A 23,049-nucleotide genomic window follows, 5' to 3' on the forward strand; every position below is an offset into this window, starting at 1 on the left:
ACAATGGGTTTGATGCTGGACATTCTGACGACGGCGGCCATGCTGTTCATCGTGACGGCCGGGCTGATGATCATTTTTGGCGTGATGAAGATCGTCAATTTCGCCCACGGCGCCATCATCACGCTGGGTAGCTACGCCGCCCTGGTGGTGACGCGGCTGGGGCTGGACCCGTGGCTGGCGCTGCCATGCGCGCTGCTGGCCGGCGTGCTGGTCGGCATGCTGGTCGAACGCCTGATCGTGCAGCCGCTGTACAAGCGGCCGCTGGACGCCATCCTGGCCACCTGGGGGCTGGGCATCGTCATCGGCCAGCTCATCACCATGGCCTTCGGCCGCGAGGTGCAGTTTGCCGACGCGCCGATCCAGGGCGCGGTGCCGTTCCTGGGCACCGAGTATTCGGCCTACCGGCTGTTCCTGGTACCGGGCGCGCTGCTGCTGTACGCGGCGCTGACGCTGCTGCTCAACGGCACCCGCTTCGGCGTGCGCACCCGCGCCGTCATCATGAACGAAGACCTGGCGCGCGGCCTGGGCATCAACGCTGAACGTATCCGCTTCACCACCTTCGCGCTGGGCGCGGGGCTGGGCGCGCTGGCCGGCGCGCTGATCACGCCGCTGTCCAGCGTCGACCCCAACATGGGGCTGCCGTGGCTGGTCAGCGCCTTCATGCTGGTGATGGTGTCGGGCAACTCGATCAGCGCGCTGCTGCTGACCTGCCTGGTCTATGGCGCCTGCCAGGTGCTGGTGGGCGTGTACATCAGCCCGATCCTGGGCGGCGTCACCATCGCGGTGCTGGCGGCCCTGACCCTGCGCCTGCGTCCCAAAGGATTCGCCCATGACTGATACCTCCCTTACACAACCGGCGCAGGCGACGCGCGCCGACGCCCGCCGCGCCGCCCGGGGCCGCGACCTGCTGTGGCTGGCCATCGCCTGCCTGGCGCTGACCGTGGCCGGCCCCTGGCTGTTCGACACCTACCTGCTGAACGTGCTGATAAAGGCGCTGTTCTTTGCGGTGGCGGCGGTCACGGTCGATATCCTGTGGGGCTACACCGGCTACCTGACCTTCGGCCAATCGGCCTTCTTTGGCGTCGGCGCTTATGCCGCCGGGCTGGCCTTCACCCATTACGGCTTTTCGCCCGGCATCGCGCTGCTGGCCGCGCTGGTCGCGGTGGGCGCGGCGATGCTGCTGGCGCTGCTGACCGGCTGGCTGTCGTTCTACCGCGGCGCCTCGCCGTTCTTCGCCACCGTCATCTCGCTGGTGCTGCCCATCGTGCTGACCCAGGTGGCGCTATCGGGCGGCACCTACACCGGTTCATCTTCCGGGCTGACCGGCTACGACACCTTCGACCTGTCGCTGGAAGCCTGGTACGTGATCGCCGCCGGCGGCCTGTCGATCGTGGCGTTGCTGGCCTGGGTCGCGGTGCGCAGCGACGGCGGCCGCATCCTGACCGCGCTGCGCGACAACGAAGGCCGCTGCAGCTACCTGGGGCTGAACACCGCGCACTGGCGCATCGCGCTGCTGGTGGTGTGCGGCGCGGTCGCCAGCCTGGCGGGCTTCGGCTACGGCGCCTTCAGCGGCGTAGTGGCGCCGGAGCTCACCGGCTTCGTCTTCGGCACCGAACTCATCATCTGGGTGGCGCTGGGCGGACGCGGCACGGTGTGGGGCCCGGTGCTGGGCGCCGTGCTGATCAACGTGGCCGGCTCGTACCTCAGCGGCAACATGCCGTTCGTCTACCAGCTGGTGCTGGGCGTGACCTTCATCCTGGTGATCCTGCTGCTGCCGCGCGGGCTGCTGCCGCTGCTGCTGGCGCCGTGGCGCCGGCGGCGCGCGGAGCCGGCGCCGGCACTGGTGGCGCGCGCCGCCAGCGCCGCGCCCGGGCAGGGCGCTGGCCAGGACGCCCTGGCGCTGGCCGGCGTGGCCAAGCGCTTCGGCAGCCTCAAGGTGCTGGAAGGCATCGACTTGCGCGCGCGCGGCGGCGAGCTGCTGGGCCTGATCGGCCCCAACGGCGCCGGCAAGACCACGCTGATGCGCTGCATCGCCGACGGCGCCGAGCGCAGCGACGGCACGGTGGAACTGTGCGGCCAGCCCATCAAGCGCGAAGGGCCCGAGCACTGCGTGCGCCACGGCCTGGGCCGCAAGTTCCAGAACGCCAACATCTTCGACACCCTGACCGTGGCCGAAAGCCTGCGCCTGGCCACCACGCTGCGCGAGCGCCCGTCGTGGCGCCGCCGCTCGCCGCGCCTGGCGCTGCCGGGCTACGCGCTGGAGGTGCTGCGCATGACCGGCCTGGACCAGCAGCTGGACCGCGTCGCGCGCGACCTGTCGCACGGCCAGCAACAGGCGCTGGAGCTGGCCATGGTGCTGGCGCTGGAGCCGCGCGTGGTGCTGCTGGACGAACCCACCGCCGGCCTGAGCAAGGACGAGCGCGCCCGCATCGGCCAGGTGCTGTCGGCGCTGGCCCACACCCATGGCCTGTGCTGCCTGCTGGTCGAGCACGATCTGGACTTCGTGGCCGAGGTGGCCACCCGCATCATCGTGCTGCACCAGGGCCGCATCGTCATGGACGGCAGTTTCCGCGAGGTGACCGAATCGGAACTGGTGCGCACCATCTACGCCGGCAGCGCGCCGGCCGGGCAGGGCGCCCAGGCCGACCCCCCTGGCGACAATCCGCCCGACCCCCAACCCGCCCCGCCACAAGGAGCCCCAGCATGAGCCAAGCCGCCCCGGCCTTGCGCCTGGACCGCGTCGCCAGCGGCTACAAAGGCGCCGTGGTGCTGAACGATATCTCGCTGTCGGTGGCCGGCGGCGCCTGCGTGGCGCTGCTGGGCAAGAACGGCATGGGCAAGAGCACGCTGCTCAATACGGTCATGGGCTACTTGCCCAAGCTGCGCGGCACGGTCAGCCTGGGCGGCGTCGACGCCACCCGGCTGCGCCCGCACGAGGTCGCGCGCCATGGCGTGGCCTACGCCGCGCAGGAACAGCCGCTGTTTCCCGACCTGAACATCCGCGACAACCTGCGTCTGGGCCTGGCCAACGACCGCCTGTTCGACGAGCGCTTCGGCGAAATCGCCGACCTGTTCCCCGTGTTCGCCAGCCGTCTGCGGCAGCACGCCGGCACCTTGTCCGGCGGCGAGCAGAAAATGCTGCTGGTGGCGCGCGGCCTGATGCAGCGGCCGGCCTTGCTGCTGCTGGACGAAATCACCGAAGGCCTGCAACCCTCGGTCATCGAGCGGCTCGGCCGCGCCCTGAACTGGGAACGCGAGCGGCGCGGCACGTCCATGTTCATCGTCGAGCAGAACGTGGCCTTCGCCCTGGATGTGGCCGACCGCTACCTGGTGCTCAAGCAGGGCGCCATCGTCGATCAGGGCGAGGCTGGCGCGCCCGGGGCCGCCGGCCATATCATGGACCACCTGAAAGTATGAACCCCGTATGAGCCCCGTTTCGGGTTCGAGCAGAAGGATGCTTCTATGACCCTCCGCACTGACACGGACGCCGCCGCGCCGGGATGGCGCATCGGCGTGTTGTACTCGCGTAGCGGCGTGACCGGCACCACCGAATCGCAGCATTTCTTCGGCACCGTGCTGGCGGTCGAGGAAATCAACGCCCTCGGCGGGGTGCTGGGCCGGCCGCTGGAGCCGGTGTTGTACGACCCGCGCAGCGACGCCGAGGAATACCGCCGCCTGGCCGCGCGGCTATTGCTGGACGACGAGGTCAACGTGATCTTCGGCGGTTGCACCTCGCACTGCCGCAAGGCCATGCTGCCGGTGATCGAACGCAACAACGCACTGTTGTGGTACGCCTCGGTCTACGAAGGCTTCGAATACTCGCCCAACATCATCTACACCGGCGCCGCGCCCAACCAGGGCAGCATGCAACTGGCCGCCTACCTGATCCAGCACTGCGGCAAGCGCATCTTCCTGGTCGGCGCCGACTACATCTACCCGCGCGAAACCAACCGCATCATGCGCGACACCGTCGAGGAACACGGTGGCGAAATTCTCGACGAAACCTACCTGCCGCTGGGCTGCGATGACAGCGACATCGTCGAGGTGGTGCGCGACATCCGCCGCATCAAGCCCGACGTCGTGTTCTCGACCATGATCGGCGACGACGCGCAGCGCTTCTACCGCCGCTACCACGCCGCCTGCGAAGCCGATCCCAGCGCGCCGCACATCCCCATCGCCAGCCTCACCATGGCCGAATCCGAAGTGGCCGAGATCGACCCCGCGCTATGTGCCGGCCACATTACCGCCGCCACCTACTTCAACACCGTCGACACGCCCGCCAACGCCCACTTCCTGGCCCTGTGGCGCGCCCGCTTCGGCGACCGGCCGGCCAGCGTCTACGCCGAAGCCTGCTACAGCCAGATGCACCTGTTTGCGCGGGCGCTGCAACGCGCCGGCAGCCTGGACACCCGCAAGCTGGCGCAGGCGGTGCACCAGGTGGGCTTCGACGCGCCCGGCGGCCGCCTGACCATCCTGGCCGAAAACAACCACAGCGTGCTGACCCCGCGCATTGGCGTGTGCCGCGCCGACGGCCGCTTCGACATCGTCTGGTCCAGCGGCGAACCGGTCAAGCCGGACCCCTACCTGACGGCCTTCGGCCTGGACGAGTTCTGGCTGGGGTAGGGCCTGTTCACACTGAAAGGAGCCTCGCATGAGTACCCAAATGAGTGACTGTCAAGGCGCGAAGCGCAGTCGTGGCAGTCCCCCGACGAGCATTCGTAACGCTGAGAGGCGCTCATTTGGGTACTCACCCTTCGGGCAGGCCGGTAATCGGCCGCCAGGCGTCGTTGCGCTCACCTTGCGTGGCAAAGCCACGCGGCGGCGACCGCGCCTAGCCTGGCGGCCGATTACCGGCCTGTGCGAGGCTCCTTTCAGTGTGAACAGGCCCTAACATGGACCATAGCCTCCGCCGCCTCTACGAAGACCTGCGCAGCGTGGCCGTCGCCGTGGCCTATCCGCCCGGCGAAGACCGCGACCTGCTGGTCGAACAGCTCCAGCGCATCGGCTGCCGCATCCACCTGGTCTGGCCGTTCCCCGACAAGCCGCCGGCCGGCGCCGACGTGGTGTTCTTCCAGGTGTCGCAATGCGGCCAGAACTCGTTCGCCTGGTCCGCCAGCGAGGTCGACGCCACCTTGATCGCGCTGTCCGAATACGAAACTCCCACCACCTTGAAGCAACTGCTCAAGACCAACGCCCACGGCGTGCTGACGCGGCCATTCCGTTCGGCCGGCATCCTCAGCACCCTGGTGCTGGCGCGCTCGGCCAAGCAGTTCCAGAACCGCCAGCAGAACAAGATCGACAAACTCGAAAGCACCATCAAGGCGCGCCGCGTGATCGAAAAGGCGATCCGCGTGCTGATGGACCACCAGCGCCTGGACGAACGCGCCGCCTACGAACACATGCGCACCCGCGCCACCGGCCTGCGGGTCAGCGTGGCCGAGGTCGCCGCCATGATCGTCGAGGCCAGCGAAGCCATGGAAAAACTGGGCCTGGGCGGCGCGCGCCCCGACCCGCAGAACCACAGCAATCACGGAGGCAAGGCATGAAAGTCATGATCGCCCGCATGAACCACGAGACCAACACTTTTTCGCCGGTGCCCACGCCGCTGTCCGCCTTCGGCAACGACGGCCCCACCTATGACGCCGCCGCCTACGAAGAGAACCACGGCAAGCGCACCGCCATGTCGGCATTCATCGACCTGGCCCAGGCGCAGGGCGCTACGCTGGTCACGCCGGTGTCCGCCACCGCCTACCCCAGCGGCCGCGTCGACGGCCAGGCCTATCGTGAACTATGCGACCGCATCGTCGCCGCCGCCGCCGGCTGCGACGCGCTGCTGCTGGACCTGCACGGCGCCATGGCCGTCGAGACCACCGACGACGGCGAAGGCGACCTGCTCGAACGCCTGCGCCAGCAAGCCCCCAGCGTCCCCATCGCCGTGGCCCTGGACCTGCACGGCAACGTCACCCAGAAGATGATCGACAACGCCGACGTCATCATCAGCTTCAAGACCTACCCGCACGTCGACATGTACGAAACCGGCGAGCACGCCGGCCGCATTCTGTTCGACTGGCTGGACGGCGGCCCGCGCCCGCGCATGGCCTGGCGCCGCCTGCCGCTCATGACCCACACCCTGCGCAGCAACACCGCCGAAGGCGCCATGCGCCGCGCCGTGCAGGCCGCCCGCGGCGCCGAGGCCGGCGGCATGCTGGGCGTCTCGGTGTTGGCCGGCTTCGCCCTGGCCGACATTCCCGACCCCTGCCTGAGCGTCATCGTGGTCGCCGCCGGCGATGCCGACGCCGCCGACCGCGTCGCGGCCGGCCTGGCCGCCGCCATCTGGGACGACCGCGACGGCTTCGTCTACGAGGCCGAGCCGTTGACCGCCTCACTGGACCGCGCCATTGCCCTGGCGCGCGGGGCCGACCGCCCCGTGCTGCTGCTGGACCACGGCGACAACTGCATGTCCGGCGGCACCTGCGACACCATGGACGTGCTGATGGCTGCCGTCGAGGCGGGCCTGACCGGCATCGTCGCCGGCCTGTACTGCGACCCCGAGGCCGTCGCCGCCATGATCGAAGCCGGGCAGGGCGCCCAGGTGCAACTGCCCGTGGGCAACAAACGCCCCATCCCCGCCATCGGCCGCCCCGCCGCGCCGGTCACGTTGACCGGCACCGTGCGCGCCATCACCGACGGCAGCTACGTCATCACCGGCCCCACCTACACCGGCCAGACCGCCTGCATGGGCCGCAGCGCCGTGCTCGACATCGGCGCCGCGCAACTGGTCATCACCGAACGCACCCACGAACCCTGGGACCTGGGTGTCTTCCAAAGCCTGGGCGTCGACCCGCGCGCAGCCCGCTACATCCTGGTCAAATCGCGCATGTACTGCCGCCCGGTGTTCGTGCCGATCTCATGCGCGCTGGTCGAATGCGACAGCCCGGGCGTCACCAGCTCGGATTTCTCATTGTTCCCGTACCAACGCCGCAACCGGCCGCGCTATCCGCTGGAGCCGTTCAAGCCGGCGCACGTATCGCCATGAGGGCGGCGCGGAGGGCCGCGCTGGCGCCCGCCGGGGCGCCGGCGCATCCGCTCAAACACGGGCCATGCCCAAGAGGGCGCCGACGTAACGTTAACGTTCGGATAATCCTCTTCATGCAGAATCGAAACGCATAAAGACACCGCCCGGTTCCATAGGCGCGCCGCCATGGCGCCGCCGACAGAACGGCCGTCACTGTCACGTGAAGCAGGCCGTCGGCCGCTCACCCCGGGCCATGGAATGCGTCAATGAACAACACGATAATCACGGCGGCAACCCGTCGCAATGGCGGCAGCCCCTGGGCCGGCGTTCGCATGGGGATGGCAGGCGCGCTGATCCTGCTCTGCGCGGCCATGATGGCATTTCCCGGTGTGGCAAAAGCACAGACTGCAAGAAGAGGCTGCACGTCCTCCGGCGGCTTCCAGATTGACTTGATCCCGTCCGTGAATTTCGACCTGGGCGCGATACCGCCGCCGGGCACCGAAATCTATCGAACCCAGACCTACGTCATCAACTATGAATGCGTCAACTATGACAGGATGGGCAACCCCGTTGCCTCCATCCCCCAACTCCAGGCGCTGGCCGACTACACCGCCCTGAACCGTTCCCTGAATAACGCGGGATTGGCACTGGAAATCATCGTCAACGGCGATGAGATCAACCCGTGGCGGCCGAACCTGCAACCGGGCCTGCCGATCTCGGAAACCCATGAGGCCGGCCTTCCGTACACCGGGGAATCGGGGCCGAGAGTCGTGACCCTGATCGCGAGATTGAAGGTGGTGAACGATCACCCCCCGGTGGCACGCTACCCGGTTCCCTCGGGAACCATATTCAAGCTGGTCGCCGCCTTGGGAGCCGGGTCTTCGCCGGGGCCCTTCATCACCCATAGCCCCACGCGCATGCAATTCGTCCCGCGGTGTATCGGTGACGTCAGCGTGGACAGCCTGGTGCAATTTGGCAGAATCATGGCCATGAAAGACTACATGGGTACCTTGCCGCAGCAATACCCTTTCAACGTCTCCGCCCGCATCAACCCGTCCTGCAGTGTAGGTTCCCTCACGGCCCCCGCGACCCCGGATAACGAACAGACGCAATTCCTGATGCTGCTATCGGCCCAATTCATCCTGCAAGGCCCCGGGCGCATCGACGGCGATGGCACTTCCATCATCCTGCGCAATGAGGATGGCGTGGAGAACGGCCTGAGAATGCAGATCCTGGATACCGAAAACGCCAACCAACCGGTGCCGATCCTGCCTGCCCCCGTCCCGCCATTGCGTGACGACGTCGGCAGTTTCGGCCAATTGGCGGGCAGTAATCCCGCCGCCGCCGTCCACACCTACACGGCATCGCTGACGCCGGACGCCGGCAAGGAATTGAAGCTTGGCAAGTACTCGACGCAGGTGCTGGTCAAAGTGACTTATTACTAGCTTTCCTGTTCAATGGGATGTCGCGCGGGCGGCATTTCGCCGCCCGGCCCTTACCTGTTGGAGTGGCGTATGGCTACGGTGCATCTGCTGTCGGACGAAGAAGCGCGCAAGATCCCCGAGGCGTGGGCGGTATTCGAAGACATCCGCGCCACCCGCAAGTCGGACTTCGTCAACAACTTCTGGCGCGCCCTGGCCAACGACCCGCCCCAGCTCAAGCGCGTCTGGGAACAGCTGAAACAGGTCATGATGGCCGACGGCGAAATCCCGCCCCTGATGCGCGAGATGATCTACATCGCCGTCTCCACCGCCAACGGCTGTACCTACTGCATCCATTCCCACACCGCCGCCGCCCGCGCCAAGGGCATGACCAACGGCCAGCACGCCGAACTGCTCGCCGTCATCGGCATGGCCGCCCAGACCAACGCCCTGGTCACCGCCATGCAGGTGCCGGTCGACGACGCCTTCACGGTGAAGTAGGGCGGCGCCATGGCGACGATTCCGCTGTTCCCGCTGTCCAACGCGCTGTTCCCCGCCGGCGTGCTGCACCTGCGCATCTTCGAAGTGCGCTACCTGGACATGATCCGCCGCTGCATCGCCGACGGCAGCGAGTTCGGCGTGGTCGCGCTGCTGGCTGGCAACGAAGTCCGCTCGCCCGAAGGCCAGGAAACCCTGGCCGGCGTCGGCACCCTGGCCCGCATCGAGGCCTGGGACGCGCCCATGCCCGCCTTGCTGCAAGTGCGCTGCATCGGCACCGGTCGTTTCCGGCTGGTCTCCAGCCAACTGGCAAAATACGGTCTTTGGATGGGCGAAACCGAACCCATCGCCGATGACCCGCCGCTACCCGTGCCGGCGCCGCTGCAACCCTGCGCGGATGCGCTGGGGCGGCTGGTGGCGCAATGGCAGCAGGAAGGCGTGCCGGCTGAACGCATGCCGGTGGCGCCGCCGTACCGCCTGGATGAATGCGCCTGGGTAGCTGACCGCTGGTGCGAGCTGTTGCCGCTGCCGGCCGCTGACAAAGCGCGCCTGCTGGGCCTGACGGACCCGCGCGCTCGTCTCGAAGCCGTGCGCATCGCGCTGGAAGGGCCGCGAGCCTAGCCAGCGACAGGCGGCGCTGCGTTGGCGGCGCGGGGCGGGGCGATGCGGACTTGAACTGTTTTTGGACACCATGGATATCAGGATAGACGAAGGCCTGCGCGCCTATATTGACCCCTTGACCGACGACGAACGCGAAGCGCTCGAACGCAGCCTGCTGGCCGAGGGCTGCCGCGACGCGCTGGTGCTGTGGGGCGACCTGCTGATCGACGGCCACAACCGCTACGCGCTGTGCATGAAGCACGGCATTCCCTTCGAAACGCGCCAGAACACCTCGTTCAAATCGATGGACGACGTGCATTTGTGGATGATCGAGAACCACCTGGGCCGGCGCAGCGTGTCGGATTTCCAGCGCGGCGTGCTGGCGCTGCGCAAGAAAGAGATATTGCAATCGCGCAGCGTGCCGCCATGGGAAGACGACGGCAGCACGCCGCCGCCCGAGCCGCCGCCCATCCCGCCCGCGGCTGCGTTGAGCCGTCAGGCGCTGGCGCGCGAGGCGCGCATCAGCAGCAATACGCTGGGGCAGATCGAGAAGATCCAGAAAGCCGCCGCGCCGGAACTGGTGCGGGCGGTGAAGGATGGGGCGATCTCCATCAACGCCGCGGCGGCGGTGGCGACCTTGCCGCCCGAGCGGCAGGCCGCGGCGGTGGCGGGGGGCAGGAAGGAATTGCAGCAGGCGGCGCGGGAAGTGCGCCAGGCCAAGGCGCCGCCGCCGAAAGAGGCGGTGCCGGATATTCCGATCGAGAATATCGCGGATTTGCCGGCGGAGGTGGCGCGGCTACGGGAGTTGCTGGCGCGGCTGACGGATGAAAGGGATCAGTTGAAGAAGAAGGTGATGCACTTGACGGTGGCGCTGGCCGAGGCCAGGAATGCGTCGGCGGGGGCAGGGGATGATTGATGGGGTTGCTGCCTTCCTCCAACTCGTATCGCTGGTTGTAAAGGCCAGCGGTTCTACAGGGTGACATCAAGCGTGCCCAGACAGACGGCCACGAAAGTCTGCATTTCAATCAGGGCACCAGATCGTAGCCTGAACACGATTGCCGGCGAGTTCGCGCCAGAAATTCCGCCTCGTCGGTCTGTGACCACCGCAAGGCAATCAATCCGTCCATCCGGCGCCATGCCTTGCGGCGAGCGACTGGACTTACGCGGCGATCTCGCCATTTCGGATTGCCACTCGGATAGCCTGTGCCGTCGTCGCGACACCCAGGCGCTTGCGAATGCGGCGCAGATGGTTCTCCACTGTGCGCTCGGACAAACCGAGCGTCGCAGCGATATCGACCTGCCGTCGGCCCGCGGCAGTCCAGGCCAGTACCTCGCGTTCGCGGGCGGACAGGGCTCCGATGGCATCATGCGGGGGGAGCTCTAGGAGTCTGCGTGCCGCGAGAAACGCTGTTTCAGCAATCAGTTTTAAAGCCAGCCGAGCATGTGAAGAAGCATTAATCTGCTCCCCGCCCAAGCTCATTGCTCCTTCCAGCCCCAGCGGGCCGAACACAGGCACTTGTAGACCGTGAATGCCTGAGCCTTGCGGGGTGCGAACGACCCGGTAGCGTTCGCCTTCCTGGCCGATCGTCTTGGTCCAGAAAAACGGTTCGTGCGCATCCAGAACGTGACGGGTCACCGGACAGTGCCGCACGTAGGTCACGGCGTCGACGGGCTCGCCAGTTCCGAACCAGTTTCCTTCAACCCAATAAATGCGCTCAACAGCCTCATCCCGCGTGGCAGATGTCGAGTACAACAAGAAACGATCGTAGCCGAGTGGAGCACTGAATGCGCGAACTTCGCTTTCGATCGCAGACAGGGTTCTGGCTCCCTCGATGGAGAGGGCACTCCGGAACACCGCTTCCGACGTGACGGCATCCTTCATCAGGTGGTGACTTCCTTGAGCAACGTCTGTGCTGCAAGCTTGCCGAGGGCATTGCCGGCCAGCGGACTGTCGCCGGTGATCAGCTTGCGATCCCTGTGCACCGCGCCTGAGATATTGTCTTCGTTGACAATTTCAAAGCCTAGGGCTTTGAGTTTTTCACCGAATTTCCAGGTCAGGTGTCCCGGCATATAGCCGATGTCCGGGGTTTTAGCGTCAAGCGAGTCGGGGAAAGCGCAAATCTTGTAACCACGATATATATCGCTGTCACCGACGGCGAGGAAAGCCGCAGGGCCATGGCACAGCGAGATGACGAACCTGTCATTTGCCGCCGCCCATTCAAGGGCCTGGCCAACATCCTTGCTCTGCGGAATGTTGATCAGCGCTCCGTGACCACCGGGGACGAATATCGCGGCGTAGTTGTCCAGACCTTGCGCTGTAACGGTTGACAAGGTCAGCGGCTGCTTGAATTGCGGATGGTATTTGGCGAAGAAACGCTGTACTTCCTGGTCTTCGGAAGGCATTGCCCAGTACTCGAATTTGACGGGATTTCCCGATAGGGTCGCCACGTCAAAGGCAAAGCCGGCCTGGTCGAGGTGATACATGGGCAGCAGCGTCTCCACTGGGTGATTACCTGTCGAGAAAAACGTGCCATTGTCGGTCAGGAGATAGCGCTCGTCGGCACCGATCATCAGGATTCTCTTCCTGCCCTTGTAAGGAGCCGGGTAATCAGCACCGCCCAGATCGGATCTTGGCGAGGTGAACTGACTCAACGAGTAGCTTGAGGGGAAAAACGCATCCTTCTCCGCGGGATCAGGTTGCGGCCTCTTATCGGAGACGTTTTGATCAGACATGTGAGGCTCCATTTGTCGTTCGTGCGAGGTTCTAATATGTAGCGCAGAAAAGCTGGGCGCAATGGGGGATTTCCGTCAACGTCATGCCGTAAGAGGACGGCTTGGTGACGCTATCGCAAGGAACTGATAGCGAGCCCGACGTTCCACGCGTTCCTAACGGCCCCGCCAACGCCAAGGCACGGTCCACGCTAAAGATGAGGATATCGCCACGCTTAACATCTCGTTCTCTACGTATCGGCGACATCGCGCAGCCGTACGCCAGAGAAGTTGGCCGCACTCAATGCCTCAAACATCGCGCGGTCGCAGATGGGAGGTGCTCCCATGCGATCCTGGCGGAAGATATGGGCACCTCGCACAACATCCTGTTTGAACACCAAGCTGGCTCCGCCTACGAGGCTATAAAATTTCTCGTACTCGCCGGTCTGACCATTGTGGTCGAGCCTGGTCCTCACGCGAGAAGAGGCTTCATCCAGGGCATCAAGTCTGCGCAGCACATTGCCCAGGTAGTACGGAGGGGCAGGGCTGCCGTCAGCAAGGCTGAAGTCGCATGCCACAAACGCAAACGCCTCGGCGTCGATCTGCTCAAACAGTTGCTTCAACGGCTCCGACACAATCCATATGCCCGCGAGCTCTTCCAGATCGCGTGGCATTGCGCCCTTCTCCGGTACATGAACCAGGTGGGGACGCTCCGGATACTGATTTGGCATTCCATTAGGACGCGAGACGACATTCATCCCCGGATCGATCAGCTTCTCTTCGTTGGCGATTGCTATGCCGGGAACCCTGCCGTCTGCCCAGAAGCTGGCGTCGATCAGGAAAAATTCGCCCTTATGCGACGCGGCTTCGGCTGAAACGTCAATGGCGGTCGGTTCGGTCACGGTGGCTTCCATCATGGATGCGGGGGCAGAACGGGAATACAGTGGAGCCGATGCTAGCGGGGCGTCAGCTCAGCCACAAGTTCCGTCGAAACGACGCCCGCGATACTGGATTCACGTAAGTCTCGGGAAAGTTCGGAACAATGGTCGACAAGATGGTAGCTCCGTCGTGCTGAATTGTGGTGCTCGGCTGCGGGCGGCGGTGTTGCTCGCTTGTTGTCGTGCGCCTCGTGAAACCGAATTCCGGTGTTGTTGATTGCGACAGGAGATAATGACTTGTAGTCAGAAATCCTTCGAGGAATCAGTTGGCAAGAACGATCCGTTTTATGTGGTGATCGAATAGGAACTGGGGAGCACCGCCGATTTCGAAGGTCTTTGGCTCATGCTGGAAGATCTGGCCTTTTCGAGCGTCCGTTTCAGGTCGAAAGCTGCCTGTCGTCAACGACTGGTTGCGGCCAGGAATCGTTGTTCGCGCCTGCGGAAACTTGGACATTTGGGCGACCGCTTCGCCTCGACCAGCGGACTTTCGACGACGGGCCTTCTTTAGGAACAACCAACGCCGTTAGTACTCCTCTGGGCTTACGGATCTAGGCCTTTCCGTGGTTGAGAACCGCGAAGTTACCGTCGGCCTTCCCGACAATAATCTTGGGCTCGATAGAATCCTTAGGCACCTCGACAATCCAGACGCCGTTGAAATCCGCAGTTCGAATAAAGGCGGCGTGCAACTCTATCAAGGACCGTGTCTCATCGATCACGCTGGGAAGAAACTCGATCAATCCCTCCCATGGGACTGGCTGATCCCAAGGATTACGGGCATGAAGGTATTTAGCTAACCTGTCGTAGATTTTTCCAAACTTGTCCTGTGTCAGGTAGCCTTCGTCTTTTCGGTCAAAGTGCCAAGTCCGCCCGTTCTGAAGCTCCGGGGTGAGGTTGACCGCAGGGACCAGTGCAAGTGGGTAAAAGTCCTTCTGCACCCGCTGCAGATCGCGTAAGATCCGGTTCGCGTGATAATCCCGCGTGAAATCCTTGTTTTGTTCAGCCTTGGAGCGGATCCCTTCATAAGCAGCTTTATTCGTAGAAATTGCGGAAAATGCTATGGTTTCCAAGGCTTTGCGAACCTGAAGTGCCGCCGACTCCAGATATGCGACCTCTTTATCACTACCGTGACGCGCGATAAAACGATCTGCTGCCATCAGGCGGCTTGCGGCCTCAGCCATCATTGCTATGTAAACGGATTCTCCATCCATTGTGACTGCCCCAAGGTGAGGAACTTCACCGTATCGAGTCTATTCAAACCATGTCGGATCGGACTACGTGTGCCTCACCATTCCGCAGGTTCACGGCAAAACAGATAATCCGCTCCCGCCATTCGGCCGGTACGACATCTGCGTGTGTGACTTCGGACGCGATATTGACAAAGATCGCCAGCGGGTATTCAAGAACTTCCATCATTTTCATCAAGCTCTCTATGTCGGCAGCAGCCTTTTCAGCCGTTGCTGCACGTTTAAGCTCCATGACGGCGACATTCCCGTCCCGGCGTGACCGGTGTCGGCTCGGGTCAAAGGGTTCATGAATGATGATATCTGGCCGGGTGGTGAGCCCGTGCACACGGAGCCGCTTCTGATACTCCTGTTCAATTATGACCCGAGCTGGCAGAAAGCCCTCCGGAATCACCCGCTGCAGCCCGACCAAAAGTTCGCCCTGAAATCCCCGTTCGGTTTCGTAGAAACGAGGCGCAGTTATGGCGCGGAGCGCGGTCGTCAGGTGCGCGATGAGTATGTCACGGTCCATGGCATCGCCCCTACTGCGCTTTCCGCGCCCGCCATTTCCGTTCTTCCGCTTCGGGATCGATACCGTCGACGCTCATGAAAAATTCCTGCTGACTGAAGCGCTTGATGCGGACAAGTTCGGGGTCATGCCTGCACGGCATGCTGAGGTCGAGTTTTTCCCCGCCGAAGGCCTCAACGGCGCCGGATAGGAGTTCGCCGAGCAACGTCCATGCTTCGAACGCGACATCGAGCAAATCCCTATCGTGAAACTGCGGGATTATCCACGTGCGCCAGAGAGCAGGCGCGGAGTCACAATCCGGTCCAAGACCGCGCAGGACCTTGTTCGCCCGGCACATTTCCTTGTACCGCTCATAGGCTTCGATCGACGTCTCCCACGGGTGAACGGCAAAAGGGAAACTTATTTTGATTTTGCTCCCCTCGGTCGTTCCGATCTGGCCGCGGCTTTTCAGGTTTAGCGCGCCATGGTGGACAATGAAATCGCGCTGTTTCCCGAGCATGCTGAATAAGTCGTTTGCAAAAACGGTATCTTGCAGCGTTTTAATCCTGGCCCTGGTCTCCGGATGTCTCTGCAGATCGTTTTGCAGCTTTAGCGGCACTTCTTTGACGGCACGAATGAAGGAGTTCAGCGAGTAGCGGAACGGCTCGGGCTCGTGATAATTGGCTTCCATCTGGTGTAGGTGCCAATGGCATTCCTGCCACCGGTCGAGAGAAAGCTCCAGTTTGCTGTACGCACAAGGCTCCATCAAATCTCCATTCGATTGGATCTTCACCGCTCACCATTGACCGGTTTCTCCCCGCAATATAAGGTGCATCGGCCGGTCAACACGATATTGTCGTGTCTGACACATACAGGTCTGGCCGCAGGCTGGTAGATACGGCCTTGTGCTGGAAGCCATTTGCATGATAATCCTGTCATCCCGGACGAAAGTTAATAGCTGCGTAGCCAGCCAGAAAAGGACAAGAAGATGCAGTTCAAGCAGCGCACCCTCATGCAGGTCGCCGATATGATCTGCGGCAACTTCGTCTCGGACGAATCGTTGTTCGTGTATCGCAGCAGCAGTCGCCTCACCGAATTCTTCATGGACTGCGACACCGACTATGTCCACGACGGCTCGACGCGTCAAGCGTGGGTTGCGGAGACGCTGCGTTCGATCCTGGCTGAACCTCAGCCGGGCCCGAACACGCCCCCAGATACATTCGCCCGCGTCATTGAACGGCTCATGGACCAATCGGACGCCCAGAATGAGGGGTACGACCGTTCGCGCGCCATGGCCATGTTGGCCGCGGCGTTGGCCAGAGAGGGTTTCGAGCCGTTTTACGCTGATGACAAGAAATGCTATCTCCGCCATGTTGCGACCAACACGATCGCGACGCCACGGGCCAATCCCCACAGGCCGTTCTCGGCCGCCGAACTGGCACGGCGCGAGCAATTGGTCACGTATCTGGACAAGGCCTCAGAGGATGAGCTGATCGAGGAAGTTCTGCTGCCTCTGTTTCGCCAGCTCGGCTTCCATCGCATCACCGCTGCAGGTCACAAGGACAAAGCGCTTGAGTACGGCAAGGACGTCTGGATGAAATACATCCTGCCCACGCATCACGTGCTGTATTTCGGGATTCAAGCGAAGAAGGGCAAGCTCGACGCTTCGGGCGTGTCCAAAGGCGAGAACGCCAATATTGCCGAGATTTACAACCAAGTCGTGATGATGCTCGGACACGAAGTATTCGACCCGGAGATCGGCAAACGCGTGCTCGTCGACCATGCCTTCATTGTCGCTGGCGGTGAGATCACCAAGCAAGCTAGGAACTGGCTCGGCAATAAGCTGGACGCGACTAAACGCAGTCAGGTGATGTTTATGGACCGTGAAGACATCCTGAACCTATTCGTGGTGACGAACCTTCCGCTGCCCCCCGGAGCTTTGCCGAAAGCCAGCATCGATGACGATTTGCCGTTCTGAACGGGTTCTTGGACTTACCGGGCGACCGCTCGGCACTAATACCGGCCCTTTCAAATCTAGCGCCTTGACCGGCAGTAACGGGTCGAAAGCTGCCCGTCATTTGACCTCCTTGGAATTTCGACAGAGGCGTCTGCCAGATAAAATTCCGGCCCGCTATGCGAAATCGCAAATTCTCATTACAAATTCGTTGCTATATGTGTCATGAAACCTATACTAGGGTTTTCCCTTTGTCATAGTACAAATTCATGCGCTCCCGTTTAACGATCAGCAACTTATTCCGCAACTCATCCATTGGCACCCGGCTGACCCTGGGCTTCGGCACCGTACTTGCGCTGTTATTGGCGCTCGCTGGCCTGGCGCAGTATGAACTGACCCACATCGGCGGCATCAACCAGGCGATCACAGAACAGACGTGGGCCAAGGCGAACGCCATCAACATCATTGACGTGACGACGCGCGCCAATGCGCGCGCGAACCTCGAACTGATCGTCAATACTGATCCCCGCACCGCTGAAGCGCTGTTCGCTCGCATCGACACCAACCGAAAGGCGATCGACCAGGCGCTGGAAACCCTGCGGCCGTTGTTCCGTACCGAAGATGAACGCCAGAAGTTGCGGTTGTTGGAAGACGTGCGCGGTCGCTATGTGAAGTCGTTCCAGGGCGTGGGCGCGCTCCTCAAGCGTGGTGAGCGCGATGCCGCTCGCCAACGCTTGCTGGAGGAGACCCTTCCGCTTCTGGATATCCTGCAAGACCGCGTCAGCGAAATTTCCCGGATTCAATCTGACGAGATGGTGGACGCCAGCGCCGCCAGCCAGCGGGTTATCGACAACGCGGGCACGATGAATTTGGTCCTGTCGGGCGTGGCTATCGTGCTGGGCGGCCTGTTCGCGTGGCGGGTGACCAAGTCGATTACGGCGCCGCTGGCCCAGGCAGTGACGGTGGCGGAGACCGTGGCGCGTGGCGACCTGGGGCAACCCATCCACGCTGACACCCGGGACGAGACCGGCCGACTGCTGCTCGCGCTGCATGATATGCAGGACAAGCTGGCCGGCGCGGTTCGCACTATTCGCGCCGGGTCCGAAACCATATCCAGCGCAGCGGGGCAGATTGCGGCCGGCAACACGGATCTGTCCAGCCGCACCGAAGAGCAGGCCGCGTCACTGGAAGAAACCGCCGCCTCGATGGAAGAACTGGCCTCGACCGTCAAGCAAAATGCCGACAACGCGCGCCAGGCCAATCAATTGGCGGCAAGCGCTTCCGAAGTCGCCCAGCGCGGCGGCGCCGTCGTGTCGGCGGTGGTCAGTACGATGGGCGATATTTCCGCCAGCTCGCGCAAGATTTCCGAGATCGTTTCGGTCATCGATGGCATTGCGTTCCAGACCAACATCCTGGCGCTGAACGCCGCGGTGGAAGCGGCCCGGGCGGGCGAGCAGGGCAAGGGCTTTGCGGTGGTCGCGGGCGAGGTGCGGTCATTGGCGCAACGCAGCGCGCAGGCTGCGCGCGAGGTCAAGACGCTGATCGAAGCGTCCGTGAGCAAAGTGGCCGAAGGTGCTGACCACGCGGAAAACGCAGGCACCACCATGCAAGAGGTGGTCGCCTCGGTGAAGCGCGTGACGGACATCATGGGCGAGATCGCCGCGGCATCGCAAGAACAGGCCTCCGGCATCGAGCAGGTCAACCGCGCGGTGTCGCAGATGGACGAAGTGACCCAGCAGAATGCCGCGCTGGTCGAAGAAGCCGCGGCCGCGGCGGGCTCGATGCAGGACCAGGCGCATGCCTTGGTGAATGCGGTCGGCGTGTTCCGCTTGAGCGAGGATGCCGCGCGACGCGAGGCCGTGAGCGCCCAGCCAGGCGAGCGCGGCGCGCTGGTATTGACCTGAGCACCTGCGCAATGGCCCATGATGCATGGGCCGTTGCGCGCGCGCCGCGCGACGGACAATCGCGAACGTAAACCATTGGCCTAACCAGGCCCAAGAGTCGGCGGGGCAGGGCTGCCCCGCGGGCGCGTCCAATGACTCCCCCTGGACTTCTCGCCAGCCGTTGGACACGCCCGAAAACGTTGCGCGGTGGCCGTGGCGGCCATGCGGTATAGTCGGCTTCGCTCGCCATTTCTGCCCCGTCTCGACCCGCCCATCGATTCGAAAATCTCCGGCCCGTCTCCATGCGCTCTCCACTTCCCCCACGCGGTGCCGTCCTTCTGCTGATTGACCTGCAGTGCGCGATCGACCATCCCAGTTGGGGCGAGCGGAACAATCCCGGCGCCGAGCGCCAAGTGGCTCGGCTCCTGACCCATTGGCGCGCCCAGGGCTGGCCGGTCTGGCACGTCCGGCATGACTCTACCGATGCCACGTCCCACTATCGGCCGGGCCAGCCAGGACATGCATTCAAGCCGGAAACAGCGCCCATCGAGGGGGAATGGATCATTCCCAAGCAGACGAACAGCGCGTTTATCGGCACCGACCTGGAAAAGACGCTTCGCGACCATGGCCACGACGCCTTGGTCGTGGCGGGAGCCATCACGAACAACTCAGTCGAGGCAACGGTCCGCATGGCCGGCAACCTTGGCTTGCAGGCCTGGCTGGTGGCTGACGGTTGTTTCACGTTCGCTCGGACCGACTGGCATGGGACACCGCGAAGCGCCGAGGATATCCACGCCATGTCGCTCGCCAACCTGGACGGCGAATATTGCACCGTCGTTACCGCGGAGGCGCTGTTGAACGCCCTGGGCTGAAGGCAGCGGGATGCCGCTGGACGGCGCGCCATGCCTGGTTTGAGCCGTGGCCCTTCGCCGCGCGAGCTCAATGTATGGAGTTTATCTACTTTTATAAGCGAAAAAATCCATACATATAGAATCATTCAAGAGTTTGTATGGATTGGGCGTTAGAATTCCACACCTGTAGGGAGCAGGGCGCTCACCGCCCTGAACCAGGCTGATGCGGTGGTCTCACGGCCACCGCCCGTTTGGCTTTGCCTGGCCCGCGCGCAGTAAATGCAGCTGCCGCAGCAGCGTTTTGAGGAAATGATGAATTTTTGGGTCCCTGTAATCTTCGGTACGTTCAAGATCCTCGTGTTGGGCACGGGCATGTTTCTGGCGATCAAGTCGCATCACGAAGGCGCCAAAAAAGACAAGGAAAAGATGAAGAAGGAGAAAGAGAAAGAGAAGGAGATGAGCGCAACGTAGGGCCCGGACCCCATTGGCTTTGCGTTCACGGCGCTACAGCCCGCGCGGGAAAGTCTCTGGCGCCTCTCCCAGCGTCCAAGTGTCCCCCCACTCCAGCGGCTCGACGGCGCGGGTCCGGTCGAAATGGATGACGCAGTCGAATTGTTGCGGTAGGCAAGCATGGAAATAATGGCTTTGCCGTTCTGTCTGCGGCCGATAGATGACGCCGATGGCACGTTCCAGCCGACGCCGGGACAGCGCGTGCGTCAGGCTCCGGTCGCCCTTGAACGACACGACGAATCGGTCGATGCCCGTCTCATGCAACGCTGCCTCGTAGCTGCCAGGCAGGGCCGGCAGCACCCGCTTGCGCTCTGCCGGCGAATCCCAGTCGTCCGCGGCGGTAACGCTTCCCTGATAGGTGGTCAGTCCCACCAGGAAAGTCTCGGCGCCGTAACGCTCGCGCGCCAATTGGCCTACCGTCCACTCTCCCGCCTGTCCGACGTCCGTCGCGCGCGCATCGCCCACATGCGAATTGTGTTCCCAGACGACAATCTTGGCCGGCCCGCCGTCCCCCGTCCGTGGCAGATGGCGGGCGAGGGCATCCAGGGTCTGTGCCATATGGCGGTCCCGCAGGTTCCAGGAAGACACGCGCCGATCGAACATGGTGCGGTAGTACGCTTCGGCATTCGTGATCAAGCGCGCATTTTGCTGCGCACAGAACAGCGCATCGCTTGACTCGTATCCATCGTTTTTCAGATATTGCGCGGCACGCGTGTTCAGTTCACGCATCTGCGCGATGACGGCGCCCTGGCATGAGGCCGACAAACCATGGCCCGTCAAATATCCATAGCGTTCGCTGTTGCGATCGAAATGATCAAAACAAGCGTAGCGCTCACGCGCATGGCGGGCCGATTCGGGGTCGACATGATCGAGATACCGCAGCACTTCCGCGATCGACGTAAACAGGCTGTACAGATCCAGGCCATAGAATCCAACCTGCTCGGTCAGGGGTGACACCGAGTCGTTGTAGTCACGCAGCCACTCGATGAAACGAACCACCGGGGTATTGCGCCACATCCAGGTCGGAAAGCGCTTGAAACTCGCCAAGGCCTGATCGCCGGTGGTGTCTTCTCCCTGACCGCGAACGTATCGATTGACCCGATACGCATCCGGCCAATCGGCCTCGACCGCTACGGCAGAGAAGCGCTTTTCCGCGATCAGCCGTTGCGTCAGCCGCGCGCGTTCTTCATAGAACTCGTGCGTTCCGTGACTGGCTTCGCCGATCAGCACAAAGCGCGCGTCGCCGATCTTCTCCAGAACGGAGTCGTAGTCGCGCGAGCTTCCCGTCAGCGCAAGCGCGGACGCGGCAATCGCCCGGGCAGGCGAGGGCAGATGCGCATCAGTGGTCATTTCCATAAGCTGCCTTGGGCCAAGAACCATCAACCGTGACTCGGCGCGGGCGACGCTATCCATGCGGACAGCGGATGGGTGCGCGCGGCTTCTTGCAAGAGACTGATTACCTCGTCGTCCGTGGTCTGCTCAAAGTCCAGGTACCTCTGCCCCACGCCGTAAAAAGGCGCGGGCGTGCTCAAGCAGATCATTTCGTCAGCCTCAAGCGCCAGTTCCTCGTGCGGCTGCGCGGCGGAAACCGGAACGGCGACCACAATCTTTGCCGGCTTCGCCATCCGCACGGTCCGCACCGCCACACGCATCGTCGAACCGGTCGCCAGGCCGTCATCCACGAGAATCACCGTTTTTCCGCACAGACGCAGCGGTGGCCGCCCCGCCCGGTACAACGCGTCACGGCGCATCAGTTCCCTTCGCTCGCACGAGGCGATTGCCTCGATCTCTTTCGTGGGAATCCCGTACGCCGCGACGACCTCGGTCTGCAGTTCAGACTGATCGTTGCTGATCGCGCCGATGGCGCATTCGGCATGCCCCGGCATCCCGAGCTTGCGCACCAGCACAACGTCCAGCGGAACATTCAGCGCGGCGGCAATCTGGAAACCCACCGGCACTCCCCCACGGGGCAGCGCCAGCACGATGACGTCGGTGCGCCCCGCATATCCCATCAGCCGCCTGGCCAGCAGCACGCCAGCCTCTTTTCGATTCTTGAAAGGAGTGTCCATCCATGAACCTCCATCGTTGCTTCCTGAAGACGCCAGGCGCGCCATCGCTGACCGCTGCGTACGAGACGGGCGCGCATCGCCGGTCCCGGCCTGGATCTGGCCCGCCAAGTTCCCTCAGCGTAAAACCTTGGGTCAGGTCCGGATTGACCAAAGTCAATCCTCGAACGAAGCGCAGGCACACAATCGACGTGCCTTGCCGCAACGGACAGCGACCGTCATGCGATGGGGCGACGTGGATTTCATGCTTTAGCGATTGGAACCCCATCATGAAAGACGAGGAACGTCGCCGCCATGTCCTGGTGGCCTTGGAATTCGATCCCCGCGTCGACGCCACGCGAAGCACGGCAATGCCCTATGTGCTTGACCCGCATCAATAATCCCCGCCGCGGATGCGCCAAGCTGGAAGAATCCCACACTCCCCCAAAGAGGCCCTGATGAAAATCCTCGTTGCCGTCGATGGCTCGAAATTCTCCTTGCATGCGGTCAAGTACGCGGCAAAACTGGTGGCCGGCCTGCAATCGGGCCCGCACAGCATCACGTTGATCTGCGTGCACGACGATACTGGCCTGAACCACGCAAAGTCCTTTGTCGGCAAGGCAGCAGTGGCCGATTATCTGCGCGAGGTCTGTGAAAAGGAACTCAAGCCCGCCCGCAAGTTACTTGAAGCGGCCGGCATCAGGCATGACATGGTCGAGCGGACCGGCCATGTGGCCAAGGAAATTCTCGACTGTGCGGGCAAGGGAAAATTCGATCTGGTGGTGCTGGGCTCCAAAGGCCGCGGGGCCATCGCCGACCTGCTGATCGGCTCGGTCGCGCAACGCGTGCTGGCAGCGGCCCGCCAGCCAGTCCTCCTGGTGAAGTGAACCGCCCTGG

At 63.2% G+C, this 23,049-nt stretch carries 24 protein-coding genes; 15 read left to right on the top strand and 9 right to left on the bottom strand.

The features are described from left to right. Positions 1–3: 3 nt before the first annotated feature. The 10 genes from K2W61_RS21235 (at position 4) to K2W61_RS21280 (ending at position 10,450) form a co-directional block, all read left to right on the top strand. Positions 4–837, top strand: coding sequence for a branched-chain amino acid ABC transporter permease (locus K2W61_RS21235; protein WP_175135951.1), 834 nt, complete (start codon positions 4–6; stop codon positions 835–837). Next, a complete protein-coding gene (locus K2W61_RS21240; RefSeq protein ID WP_236756485.1) occupies positions 830–2,707 on the top strand; it encodes a branched-chain amino acid ABC transporter ATP-binding protein/permease in 1,878 nt (625 codons plus the stop codon). The genes K2W61_RS21235 and K2W61_RS21240 overlap by 8 nt, the downstream gene beginning before the upstream one ends. Next, positions 2,704–3,417, top strand: coding sequence for an ABC transporter ATP-binding protein (locus tag K2W61_RS21245; protein WP_236756486.1), 714 nt, complete (start codon positions 2,704–2,706; stop codon positions 3,415–3,417). Before K2W61_RS21240 ends, K2W61_RS21245 begins: the two co-directional genes overlap by 4 nt. Before the next feature lie 45 nt (positions 3,418–3,462). Beyond that, positions 3,463–4,623 (top strand): transporter substrate-binding domain-containing protein, encoded by a 1,161-nt coding sequence (locus K2W61_RS21250; protein WP_175135368.1) that lies wholly within the window; start codon positions 3,463–3,465, stop codon positions 4,621–4,623. A 269-nt stretch (positions 4,624–4,892) separates the two neighbouring features. After that, positions 4,893–5,546 (top strand): ANTAR domain-containing response regulator, encoded by a 654-nt coding sequence (locus K2W61_RS21255; RefSeq protein ID WP_175135367.1) that lies wholly within the window; start codon positions 4,893–4,895, stop codon positions 5,544–5,546. Next, a complete protein-coding gene (locus K2W61_RS21260) occupies positions 5,543–7,036 on the top strand; it encodes a M81 family metallopeptidase (protein WP_236756487.1) in 1,494 nt (497 codons plus the stop codon). The genes K2W61_RS21255 and K2W61_RS21260 overlap by 4 nt, the downstream gene beginning before the upstream one ends. Positions 7,037–7,281: 245 nt before the next feature. Next, the gene (locus K2W61_RS21265) at positions 7,282–8,460 is read left to right on the top strand and encodes a hypothetical protein (protein WP_236756488.1); all 1,179 of its coding nucleotides are present in this window, start codon (positions 7,282–7,284) and stop codon (positions 8,458–8,460) included. A 69-nt stretch (positions 8,461–8,529) separates the two neighbouring features. Continuing rightward, entirely contained in the window at positions 8,530–8,937 is a 408-nt protein-coding gene (locus K2W61_RS21270; protein ID WP_236756489.1) for a carboxymuconolactone decarboxylase family protein, read from the top strand. A gap of 9 nt (positions 8,938–8,946) precedes the next feature. Next, complete coding sequence (locus tag K2W61_RS21275) at positions 8,947–9,555, top strand: LON peptidase substrate-binding domain-containing protein (RefSeq protein ID WP_236756490.1); 609 nt, start codon at positions 8,947–8,949, stop codon at positions 9,553–9,555. A gap of 70 nt (positions 9,556–9,625) precedes the next feature. Next, positions 9,626–10,450, top strand: a complete 825-nt coding sequence (locus K2W61_RS21280; RefSeq protein ID WP_006386271.1) for a ParB N-terminal domain-containing protein — start codon at positions 9,626–9,628, stop codon at positions 10,448–10,450. A gap of 243 nt (positions 10,451–10,693) precedes the next feature. Here K2W61_RS21280 and K2W61_RS21285 read toward each other — a convergent pair whose 3' ends face one another. The 7 genes from K2W61_RS21285 to K2W61_RS21315 form a co-directional block, all read right to left on the bottom strand. Continuing rightward, entirely contained in the window at positions 10,694–11,416 is a 723-nt protein-coding gene (locus K2W61_RS21285) for a PA1136 family autoinducer-binding transcriptional regulator (RefSeq protein ID WP_236756491.1), read from the bottom strand. Continuing rightward, positions 11,416–12,267, bottom strand: coding sequence for a glyoxalase III HchA (gene hchA, locus K2W61_RS21290; protein WP_175139788.1), 852 nt, complete (start codon positions 12,265–12,267; stop codon positions 11,416–11,418). Before hchA ends, K2W61_RS21285 begins: the two co-directional genes overlap by 1 nt. A gap of 227 nt (positions 12,268–12,494) precedes the next feature. Continuing rightward, on the bottom strand, positions 12,495–13,145 hold the full coding sequence (locus tag K2W61_RS21295; RefSeq protein ID WP_236756492.1) for an imm11 family protein: 651 nt from the start codon (positions 13,143–13,145) through the stop codon (positions 12,495–12,497). A gap of 298 nt (positions 13,146–13,443) precedes the next feature. Further along, on the bottom strand, positions 13,444–13,635 hold the full coding sequence (locus K2W61_RS21300) for a hypothetical protein (protein ID WP_236756493.1): 192 nt from the start codon (positions 13,633–13,635) through the stop codon (positions 13,444–13,446). A gap of 94 nt (positions 13,636–13,729) precedes the next feature. Next, complete coding sequence (locus K2W61_RS21305) at positions 13,730–14,389, bottom strand: hypothetical protein (RefSeq protein ID WP_236756494.1); 660 nt, start codon at positions 14,387–14,389, stop codon at positions 13,730–13,732. 43 nt (positions 14,390–14,432) lie between these two features. Continuing rightward, positions 14,433–14,933, bottom strand: a complete 501-nt coding sequence (locus K2W61_RS21310) for a hypothetical protein (protein WP_236756495.1) — start codon at positions 14,931–14,933, stop codon at positions 14,433–14,435. A gap of 10 nt (positions 14,934–14,943) precedes the next feature. Continuing rightward, positions 14,944–15,702 carry a hypothetical protein gene (locus K2W61_RS21315; RefSeq protein WP_236756496.1) on the bottom strand — a complete coding sequence of 253 codons (759 nt, stop codon included), beginning with the start codon at positions 15,700–15,702 and terminating at the stop codon, positions 14,944–14,946. 195 nt (positions 15,703–15,897) lie between these two features. On the opposite strand from K2W61_RS21315, the gene K2W61_RS21320 reads away from it, so the two are divergent. The 4 genes from K2W61_RS21320 to K2W61_RS21335 all read left to right on the top strand — a co-directional run bounded on the left by K2W61_RS21320 (position 15,898) and on the right by K2W61_RS21335 (position 20,068). Next, complete coding sequence (locus K2W61_RS21320; protein ID WP_236756497.1) at positions 15,898–16,887, top strand: hypothetical protein; 990 nt, start codon at positions 15,898–15,900, stop codon at positions 16,885–16,887. Between the two features lie 245 nt (positions 16,888–17,132). Next, the gene (locus K2W61_RS21325; RefSeq protein WP_236756498.1) at positions 17,133–18,767 is read left to right on the top strand and encodes a methyl-accepting chemotaxis protein; all 1,635 of its coding nucleotides are present in this window, start codon (positions 17,133–17,135) and stop codon (positions 18,765–18,767) included. Between the two features lie 281 nt (positions 18,768–19,048). After that, a complete protein-coding gene (locus K2W61_RS21330; RefSeq protein WP_236756499.1) occupies positions 19,049–19,618 on the top strand; it encodes a cysteine hydrolase family protein in 570 nt (189 codons plus the stop codon). Between the two features lie 258 nt (positions 19,619–19,876). Beyond that, positions 19,877–20,068: a hypothetical protein gene (locus K2W61_RS21335; protein ID WP_175139792.1), complete on the top strand. Its 192-nt coding sequence runs from the start codon at positions 19,877–19,879 to the stop codon at positions 20,066–20,068. 33 nt (positions 20,069–20,101) lie between these two features. On the opposite strand, the gene K2W61_RS21340 is transcribed toward K2W61_RS21335, so the two are convergent. Further along, complete coding sequence (locus K2W61_RS21340) at positions 20,102–21,463, bottom strand: erythromycin esterase family protein (protein WP_236756500.1); 1,362 nt, start codon at positions 21,461–21,463, stop codon at positions 20,102–20,104. Between the two features lie 23 nt (positions 21,464–21,486). Further along, complete coding sequence (locus tag K2W61_RS21345; RefSeq protein WP_236756501.1) at positions 21,487–22,176, bottom strand: phosphoribosyltransferase; 690 nt, start codon at positions 22,174–22,176, stop codon at positions 21,487–21,489. Positions 22,177–22,610: 434 nt separating this feature from the next. Here K2W61_RS21345 and K2W61_RS21350 point away from each other — a divergent pair, with 434 nt between their 5' ends. After that, positions 22,611–23,039, top strand: coding sequence for a universal stress protein (locus tag K2W61_RS21350; RefSeq protein ID WP_175139794.1), 429 nt, complete (start codon positions 22,611–22,613; stop codon positions 23,037–23,039). Positions 23,040–23,049: the final 10 nt, after the last annotated feature.

Origin of the sequence: Achromobacter pulmonis (assembly GCF_021733725.1) — a bacterium.
Lineage (GTDB): Bacteria > Pseudomonadota > Gammaproteobacteria > Burkholderiales > Burkholderiaceae_B > Achromobacter > Achromobacter pulmonis.